This window comes from Kitasatospora sp. MBT63 (assembly GCF_000710465.2).
Taxonomy (GTDB): Bacteria; Actinomycetota; Actinomycetes; order Streptomycetales; family Streptomycetaceae; genus Kitasatospora.
This window is the reverse complement of sequence record NZ_JAIZ01000671.1, coordinates 1-771: the sequence shown is the minus strand read 5'-3', so window position 1 is coordinate 771 and position 771 is coordinate 1. Positions and strand designations below refer to the sequence as shown.

Here is a 771-nt window from a genome sequence, read left to right as displayed (position 1 = left end):
GTCCTGGAAGGAGACCAGTTGGCCGCGCCAGGAGTCGAGTTGGCTCGCGGCGGTGCGGACGGCGTCGTCGCTGTCCTGCAGCAGGCCGGGCAGCTCGGTGACCTTGGCGGCGAAGGCCTGTGCGGCGTCGCCCTGCCAGGAGCCGCCGACCCGGGTCAGCGAGGAGAGCGTGCGGTGCGCGCTCTCCAGCGCGCCGGCCGCCGTGTTCAGCCTGCTCACCAGGGTGTCGACGCTGCCGGGGTTGCCGGGGGCGGGGTCGAAGCCGAGCGCGGGGAAGTCGGCGGCGTCGCTCATCCGGCACCGCCGCCGGCGAAGGCGTCGCGGATGACCTGGTCGGTCTCGACGTAGGCCTTCCTGGTGATGGTCAGGCCCTCCTCGACCTGCTGGGTGGAGTCCGCGATCTTCTTGATGGCGTCGTCCCAGCTGTCGTGGAACTCGTCGCAGGCGTGGTCGAGCGCTGTGCTTCCGGTGGTCTTCGGGCCGGTGTCGCGCATCGCGTTCAGCGCGGTGCGAAGCTCGTCCTGACTTCTGTGAAGATCCGCCAGCAATTTGTCGAGATCTCCCACTTGAACCGAGAAGAACGACCCCAAAACTCCCCCAAGGACTGGTCAAGCAATGACAAGTCCGATCAGCATAGCCAGGTGTTCCGACGGTCACGGCGGGGCCCGCCCGCACGTCCGCCGGATCGGTTCGCCGTCGCACCATCGCGGCGGCGCCGCCCGGAGCGCGCCCGGAGCTCGCCCGGTCCCGCCGGGCGGCGGCGGCCGCGGC

General features: G+C 70.8%; 2 protein-coding genes. Both read right to left on the bottom strand.

Annotated elements, in window-relative coordinates; translation table 11 throughout:
• Nucleotides 1–294: WXG100 family type VII secretion target (locus tag AA75_RS50200; protein ID WP_033824447.1), on the bottom strand; the 294-nt coding region annotated here is incomplete at its 3' end.
• Entirely contained in the window at nucleotides 291–566 is a 276-nt protein-coding gene (locus AA75_RS35195) for a hypothetical protein (protein ID WP_233289326.1), read from the bottom strand. The genes AA75_RS35195 and AA75_RS50200, both read right to left, overlap by 4 nt.
• Nucleotides 567–771 lie beyond the last annotated feature (205 nt).